Below are 7,447 nucleotides of genomic sequence, written 5' to 3'. Positions count from 1 at the left end.
TGCCGCTTGCACAGCTGTGCCCGTTCCACGGTGAGCAGCGGACTGTCCAGCACTGCGGTGAGGTCACCGAGCACGGCGTTCACCTGGGCGCCGGTTCCCAGCCCGATGATCATCAGTGGCACCTCGGTGTTGCGGCTGAAGAACCGGGCGCGGCGGCGGTGGCCGTGCTCGGTGACCTCACCGCAGTGCTGGACAGTCCGCTGCTCACCGTGGAACGGGCACAGCTGTGCAAGCGGGGCGCAGACGTGCTGACCCGGCCGGCCGAGTTGCCCGACAAAGATGCCGACGGCCGCCCACTCTGGCAGAAGTTGATGGTGCACACCGACGAAACCGCGCAGCACGACGGCGTCCCGATTCACCGGGCGATCGTGCGCACGCTTCTACAGTCCGGCGCGGTAGGCGGTGCGACCGTGCTGCGCGGAGTCTGGGGGTACTGCGGTGACGGTAAGCCCCACGGCGACAGGGTGTTACAGCTGGGACGTCATGTGCCGGTGACGACCGTCGTCGTCGATACGCCGCAACGGATCGCCGCGGCCTTCGACATCGTCGACGAGCTCACCCGTGCACACGGGGTGGTCAGCGCGGAGATGGTGCCCTCGGCCACCGTCATCGATGCGGGCCACCGCCTCGGCGGCACCGACATGGCGCGTTTTAGTTACTGACCTCACAGCGAGCTTGGTAAGGCTAGCCTATCTTTTGCATGGGGTGTAGCGTCCCACCCCATGCAGTCGACAACTCCCGAAGCGGTCAGCGCCGCCCTCACCGAGATCCTTCGCGACGACATGAACGTCGATGTCCGCCGGGTGACCAGGGAATCCCGACTCGTCGACGACGCCGGACTGGACTCGGTGGCATTCGCCGTGGGCATGGTGGCGATCGAGGACAAGCTGGGGATCGCCCTGTCCGAAGAAGACCTGCTCAGCTGCGACACCGTTGGTGATCTGGAAGCGGCAATCCTGGCGAAAGTGCCTGCCGCGCAGAGCAACCAGTGAGCGTGCTGGCCGAGGCGCTCGCCGCAGCGCTGCCCTCGACGGACACCGACCTCGTGGTGTTCGACCCCGAGGCGCGCACCTGGAGCCGTCACCCGTGGGGGCAGGTATATGCCCGCGCCGAAAACGTCGCCGAGCAGATCGGTCACGACGGATCCACAGCCGTCGGCGTGGTCGGTGAGCCGACGATCGAGGGAATCGCGACGATCATCGGGGCACTGCTGTCCGGTGCCGCACTGTCGGTGCTGCCCGGCCCGATCCGGGGCGCAGACGCCCACCAGTGGGCACAGTCCACGCTGAACCGGTTCGCCGGCATCGGGGTGGGCACCGTGTTCAGCCACGGTGAGCACCTCAGGCTGCTGGAGAAGGCCGAAACCTCCCTGAAATTGCACGACGACGTCGTCGTCGCCCACCCCCAGCGCTCCACCACGCTGTCACTGGGATCCGGTGAGTTCGCCGTCCTGCAGGGCACCGCCGGCTCCACCGGCACACCACGCACCGCCCAATTGTCACCATCGGCGGTGCTGGCCAACCTGCGCGGCCTCTCCGAACGGATCAGCTTGTCGGACAGCGATATCGGCTGCTCGTGGCTGCCGCTGTATCACGACATGGGGCTGACCTTCCTCCTCGCCGGGGCGGTGGCCGGCATCGAGGTATGGCAGGCGCCGACGACGGCGTTCGTGGCCTCGCCGTTCAGCTGGGTCCGGTGGCTCACTGAGAGCCGCTCGACGCTGACCGCCGCGCCGAACATGGCCTACGGCCTGATCGGCAAGTACTCCAGGCGGCTGACCGATCTGGACCTGTCGGCCGTCCGGTTCGCACTCAACGGCGGCGAACCGGTCGACTGCGAGGCGACCAGCCGGTTCGGCACCGAGCTGTCCCGTTTCGGGTTCAACCCGGGCGCCCTGTCCCCGTCGTACGGGATGGCCGAATCCTCTTGCGCGGTGACGGTTCCCGTCCCCGGTCTCGGTGTCGTTCTCGACGAGATCACCGTGGCCACCGATGCCGGGGAAAACCGGCAACAACTCGCCGTCCTCGGCCACGCCATTCCCGGCATGGAAGTGCGCCTGCGCCCCAGCGAGGACAACGCGGGCATCGTCGGCCGCGAGGTCGGTGAGATCGAGATCCGCGGCACCTCGATGATGTCGGGATACCTCGGCCAACCATCGCTGAACGCCGACGACTGGTTCGCCACCGGCGATCTCGGCTATTTCGTCGACAGCGGACTCGTGGTGTGCGGCCGCACCAAGGAACTGATCACAGTGGCCGGCCGCAACATCTTCCCCACCGAGATCGAGCGGGTTGCCGCACAGGTCAAGGGTGTTCGTGAAGGCGCAGTCGTGGCCGTCGGCGCCGGCGAGAAGGCGGTGCGCTCGGGGCTGGTGATCGCGGCGGAATTCCGTGGCGCCGACGAGGCCGAAGCCCGCAGCCAAGTCATCCAGCAGGTGGCGTCCGAGTGCGGCATCGTGCCCTCCGACGTGGTGCTGCTGAAACCGGGCTCACTTCCCCGCACCTCCTCGGGCAAGCTGCGCCGCCTGGAGGTCAAACGACAGATGGAGGCAGCGAAGTCATGACCGCCACGATCCCGACGCCCGCGCCGGCCACCACCACCCTCGACGAGTACCGCGACCTGTTGGACCGGGTGTTCGACGACCAGGTCAAGGCGTGGACCGCCGAAGCCGAAGAAACCGAACGCTTTCCGCGTGCACTCATCGAGCACCTGGGCCGCAACGGGGTGTTCACCGAGAAGTGGGGCGACGGCCAGCAACCCGATGTGGCCAAGCTGATCGAGTTGGCCTTCGCGCTCGGGCGGACCGGCTCCTCCGGTATCGGCGTGGGTGTCAGCCTGCACGATTCGGCCATCGCCATCTTGCGCCGGTTCGGCAAATCCGATCACCTCCGCACCATCTGCGAGCAAGCGGTGCGGGGCGAGGCCGTGCTGTGCATCGCCGCCTCCGAAGAATCCGGCGGCTCGGATCTGCAGATCGTCGAGACCGAAGTCCGTACGGCCCGAGACGGATTCGAGATCAAGGGCATCAAGAAATTCGTCTCGCTGTCGCCGGTCGCCGACCACATCATGGTGGTGGCCCGCAACGTCGACCACGATCCGACGAGCCGACACGGCAACGTCGTCGTCATCGCCGTCCCGACCGCCCAGGTCGAGGTGCAGACGCCCTACCGGAAAGTGGGCAACGGCCCGCTGGACACCGCCGCGGTACACATCGACACCTGGGTGCCCGCCGACCATCTGGTGGCTCGGGCGGGCACCGGCCTTGCGGCGATCTCCTGGGGCCTCGCGCACGAACGCATGTCGATTTCGGGCCAGGTGGCCTCAGGGTCACAGCGCATCCTGGGTATCACGTTGGCACGCATGATGAAACGCCGGCAGTTCGGCCACACCCTGTACGAGCACCAGGCACTGCGGATGCGGATGGCCGATCTGCAGGCCCGCGTCGACATGCTCCGTTACGCCCTGGCCGGGATCGCCACCCACGGCAAGCTGGACCTGCGGGCCGCCGCAGCGTTCAAGGTGACCGCCGCGCGTCTGGGTGAGGAGGTCGCCTCCGAGTGCATGCACATCTTCGGCGGCTCGGGCTATCTCGTCGACGAGACGCCGCTGGGCAAGTGGTGGCGCGACATGAAGCTGGCTCGGGTCGGCGGCGGTACTGATGAGGTGCTGTGGGAGCTGGTGGCCGCGGCCATGAAGCCCGACTACGACGGTTACGCCGAATTCGCCGGAGCCTGAACCGTTTCCGGTCCTGACTCCGGCTGACGCACGTTATCCGGCGGCGCCGAAGGCGTCGTCGGGCGTGCGCGGCAACGCGTAGAGGGCCATGCGCCGGTTGGACATCTGATGCTCACCGAGGAACTCGCAGCCGGCCCACTCACACAAACGGCGGGCACCGGAGTTGCGGTGATCCGGATCGAACATGATCCGGCGGCAGTCCGGCTCGCGCTCGAACACGCTGGCCACGATGCGCGGTAACAGGATCGGGCCCATCCCGCGGTTGACGAACCTCAGGTCGGCGATCGCGGCGTGCATGCCGATGTCGTGCGGATCGGCCGCGTAGCGAGGTGCGATCGAATCCTTTGCGGCCCGGTACAACTCGACGTAGCCGGCGGGCTTTCCGCGGAAGCTGGTGATCAGCGGCCGCGAGTACTCGCCGTCGAGTTGGGCCTGCAGATACCGGCGCCAGCGATCCACCGGCCACGCGTATTCCCAGGCCTCCACCAGATGCGGACGGTTCATCCACTCCGAGACCATCTCGGCGTCGCCGTCGGCGTCGACCAGCCTGATGTCGTAGGGATCGGCCAGCACCGGTGTCGGGGGTGCGTCGACTGCGCGCACCTCGTCGGTGATGTCGGTCAGCTCGCGTTTCAGGACGGGGCCCGTCGGCACGTCCGTCACGTCGGTATCGATATCGGTCATTGAGCGCCGAGCCTACCGCAGTGGGTGAGGATAGGTTTACCTTCCCTGCCTGCGTGGGACGGCTCCGGCGAGCCCCGACCGGGCTGTGTCCGCACGGCGTGCGATGGTAGGACCATGGGCGTCGACCGGGTGACGGATCTGCAGCGTTGGGAGGACTCCGGCGCGCACTGGCGCGTGCTCAGCCGCACCGCGGACAGCCTCACCATCGCCTTGCTGCGGTGCGACGGTGGCGAGGAGGTCGAGCGGTTCACCTCGACCGACCCCCGCCTGCGCGAATTCGTCGGCTCCCGCACCGGTAGCGACGACTGATCAGATCACCGGGGCGAAGCGGGCCAGCCGAGCCAGATGATTGCGGTCCTTGACACCGAGTTTGGCGAAGATGCGGTAGAGGTGCCCGTCGACGGTGCGTACCGACAGGCACAATCGGTCGGCGATCTGCCGGTTGTGCAGGCCGGCACCGACCAGTTTGACGATCTGCCATTCCCGATCGGTGAGCGGCAGCCGATCCCCGACATCCCGCAGCGCCGGGGTCCGTGCACCGCTGCGGCCGGACAGCCACAGGGCCCGAGCCGTCGACTCCCAGCCCCTGCCCCGGCAGTCGGACCGCGCATACTCGGCAGCGGCGTGCGCGGCGGCGTCGGCCGCCAGCGCCAATGCTCCGGTCGTTTCGAACAGGTCCGCAGCCGCGGTGAGCTGCTCGGCATCATGGCCGGCCAGGCCGAGGCTGTGAGCCCCGACGGCGTCGGCCAGTTGTCCCGGGGACCGGCGCACCAATCGGCTGATCCGCCGGTGACCGGAGATGTCGCCGAACCGCAGTGCCGTGTGCAGGGCCGTCAGCTCGACCGCAGCCATGCCGGCCACCTTGGCGCTGTGGGCGCCCTGCATCGCATGCTTGCCGGCCAGTGTGCTGTCACCGGTGGCGGCCGCGACCCAGGCGCGGGCCAGGTCCAGTTCCGGTCCGAACACCCGCACCGACGCGATGTCGGCGGCCTCGGCCCGTGCCAACGCAGCGCCTGCCGCGCGGCCGTTGCCGCGCATCCCCTCGGCCTGGGCCAGCCACGCGGCCACGAGCATCGACCAGCCAGGCGGAAGTCGCCGCGGGGTGGTCCAGACGGCGGCGTGGAGCGCGTCACAGGCCGACGACAGCGCACCGCGAGCCAGTTCCACGCGGCCCGACAGCGCCGTGACGATGGCCTCGGCCTGCGGGAAACCCGCGGCCAGGACGGCGTAGCGGTCGCACACCTTCTGCGCGCCCGCCAGGTTCCCGTCGGCCAGGTCCGCCGACACCCGTGCAAAGGCGAGCCAGTACCGCTGAAGTCCCGACTCGCACCGCTGGGCGGCACGTTCGCCGGCCTGCGCCGCAGCGGTGGCATCGCGTGACCGGCCCGCCAAAGCCAACGCGCCGGCGGTCGCCAGGGTGGCGCACACCTGTGCGTTCGGTAACTTCTCGTCGTCGGACAGCGGGGCGCCGAGGGCGATCGCGTCCGACAGCTCACCGGCGAAGAATGCGAAAACGGCATCCATCGCGGCCACCGGACGCACCGTGCACAAACCGTGCAGCCGGTCACGCAGCAGCTCGAGCACCGCATGCGCCGCGTCGGCGCGTGCACATCCGAAGAACAGGTTCGAGGCGCGTAGGAAGGCCCACCGGAACAGCATCGGTACGTCGTCGAAATCCGGCGCCCAGCGCGCCAACAGGTGCTCGGCTTGCTCACCGCGGCCCTGCCAACTCATCGCCTCGGCCAGCACGACAGCTGCCGCCGGCCCGGCACCGTGATCCAAGGCGTATCGCGCAAGGTGTTCTGCGAGAGTCAGATTCGACATGGTGACCGCACTGGCCGCGGCATCGGCGATGACGTCCGGCGCGACCCTGACATCACCCCCGACCATGAAGCGGGCCAGCTGAAGGCGGGCGCGCACATCGAGCACAACGCCGTCACGGCGCGCGTGCAGCCGCTCACCGAGCAGGACGGCCAACCGCGTACAGATCTGGCGGGTACGGGTTTCCGAGCATCGGCTGCGGGCCACCTCACCGACGATGGGATGGCCGGGTTGCACCACCGTGCAGCCCGCGTCGTTGAGCACTCCGATCGCCCCTCGACGTTCGACACGGTTGACGGCGTCGATGTCGCAGGCCTCGACCAGCACATCCCAGTCGAGCACCTCGGCGGTCGAGACCACCTCCACCACGTCACGTTCGTCCGCTGTCAGCGTGTCGAGCCGCGAAGCGATCAGAGCGTGCAGATCGGCACTGGCACGCAGCATTCCGCGCAACCGCCACCGGCCATCGTCGAACACCAACGCCTTGTCGTCGCGCGCCGCGTTCACCACGCCCCGCAGATAGAGCGGGCTACCGGAGGAGTAGCGGTGCAATTCGTCGACCGCGCGAGCGTCGACGTCACCGTGCATCACCGCCGCGATCAATTCACGGGTCTGGTCTCGGCTGAAGGGTTCCAGGTCCATCCGGAGCAGCAACTGCTCTTTCCACAAACTGGTCACCGCGTCGGACGTGGCGGCACCGTTCCGAATGGTGAGGATCAGTTTCGGCGAACCGTGTACCACGAGTTGCTGGACCAGCAGCGCTGACAACGGATCGAGATGCTGGGCGTCATCGACCACGATGACGAGGTCGGGATCCGATGCCAGCGCCTCGTAGGCGGCGGCCAGCATCACCGTGGGATCGAGCGCGTCGGCCAAGGTCAGTGCGCGGTGAAAAGCGCCGAGCGGCACCGACTGTCCCGTCTCGGTGCCCAGTGCGAACCGCACCCGGCACCCGTCGGCCTCCAGTTGCTCGGCCAACGCCCAAGCCAACGCCGACTTGCCGACGCCCGTTCCTCCGGCCAGAACCAACCCGCGGAAACCGTCGCATAGTGCCTGCGCGGCTTCGCGCAGTTCGGCCTCTCGTGCGACAAACGGCCAGTCGGACAACTACGACCCCCAGATGCTCCGCGTCGTACCGGGCCGACGTTACGCCGCCGCGCATGTCCGTATCGGTGATCGGCACCCACGAATCGTGAATCATTGCCTC

General features: G+C 68.3%; 6 protein-coding genes and 1 pseudogene. 5 read left to right on the top strand and 2 right to left on the bottom strand.

The annotated features are described in order from the left end of the window. Window positions 1-158: 158 nt before the first annotated feature. The 4 genes and pseudogenes from A5733_RS27615 (at window position 159) to mbtN (ending at window position 3,735) form a co-directional block, all read left to right on the top strand. Window positions 159-662 (top strand): DUF190 domain-containing protein, encoded by a 504-nt coding sequence (locus tag A5733_RS27615; protein WP_233152791.1) that lies wholly within the window; start codon window positions 159-161, stop codon window positions 660-662. A 48-nt stretch (window positions 663-710) separates the two neighbouring features. Then, a pseudogene (locus tag A5733_RS25830) lies at window positions 711-992 on the top strand (acyl carrier protein); the annotation flags it as partial. Between the two features lie 5 nt (window positions 993-997). Further along, window positions 998-2,563, top strand: coding sequence for a long-chain-fatty acid--ACP ligase MbtM (gene mbtM / locus A5733_RS25825; protein WP_197508264.1), 1,566 nt, complete (start codon window positions 998-1,000; stop codon window positions 2,561-2,563). Continuing rightward, window positions 2,560-3,735, top strand: a complete 1,176-nt coding sequence (gene mbtN, locus A5733_RS25820; protein WP_067769287.1) for a mycobactin biosynthesis acyl-ACP dehydrogenase MbtN — start codon at window positions 2,560-2,562, stop codon at window positions 3,733-3,735. Before mbtM ends, mbtN begins: the two co-directional genes overlap by 4 nt. A gap of 33 nt (window positions 3,736-3,768) precedes the next feature. Here mbtN and A5733_RS25815 read toward each other — a convergent pair whose 3' ends face one another. Then, a complete protein-coding gene (locus tag A5733_RS25815; protein ID WP_076242155.1) occupies window positions 3,769-4,419 on the bottom strand; it encodes a GNAT family N-acetyltransferase in 651 nt (216 codons plus the stop codon). 114 nt (window positions 4,420-4,533) lie between these two features. On the opposite strand from A5733_RS25815, the gene A5733_RS25810 reads away from it, so the two are divergent. After that, complete coding sequence (locus A5733_RS25810) at window positions 4,534-4,728, top strand: hypothetical protein (RefSeq protein ID WP_076242154.1); 195 nt, start codon at window positions 4,534-4,536, stop codon at window positions 4,726-4,728. Here the strand turns inward: A5733_RS25810 and A5733_RS25805 are convergent, their stop codons facing one another. Continuing rightward, window positions 4,729-7,347, bottom strand: coding sequence for a LuxR family transcriptional regulator (locus tag A5733_RS25805; RefSeq protein WP_076242153.1), 2,619 nt, complete (start codon window positions 7,345-7,347; stop codon window positions 4,729-4,731). Between the last annotated feature and the right edge of the window lie 100 nt (window positions 7,348-7,447).

It is taken from the genome of Mycobacterium sp. NS-7484, assembly GCF_001953975.1.
In the GTDB taxonomy this organism is placed as follows: Bacteria; Actinomycetota; Actinomycetes; order Mycobacteriales; family Mycobacteriaceae; genus Mycobacterium.
This window is presented reverse-complemented; position numbering and strand designations above follow the sequence as displayed.

Excerpts from the sequence above, each read along its gene's own strand:
- A5733_RS25815 (WP_076242155.1), bottom strand. The coding sequence starts at position 4,419 with ATGACCGATATCGATACCGACGTGACGGACGTGCCGACGGGCCCCGTC.
- mbtN (WP_067769287.1), top strand. The coding sequence starts at position 2,560 with ATGACCGCCACGATCCCGACGCCCGCGCCGGCCACCACCACCCTCGAC.
- A5733_RS25810 (WP_076242154.1), top strand. The coding sequence starts at position 4,534 with ATGGGCGTCGACCGGGTGACGGATCTGCAGCGTTGGGAGGACTCCGGC.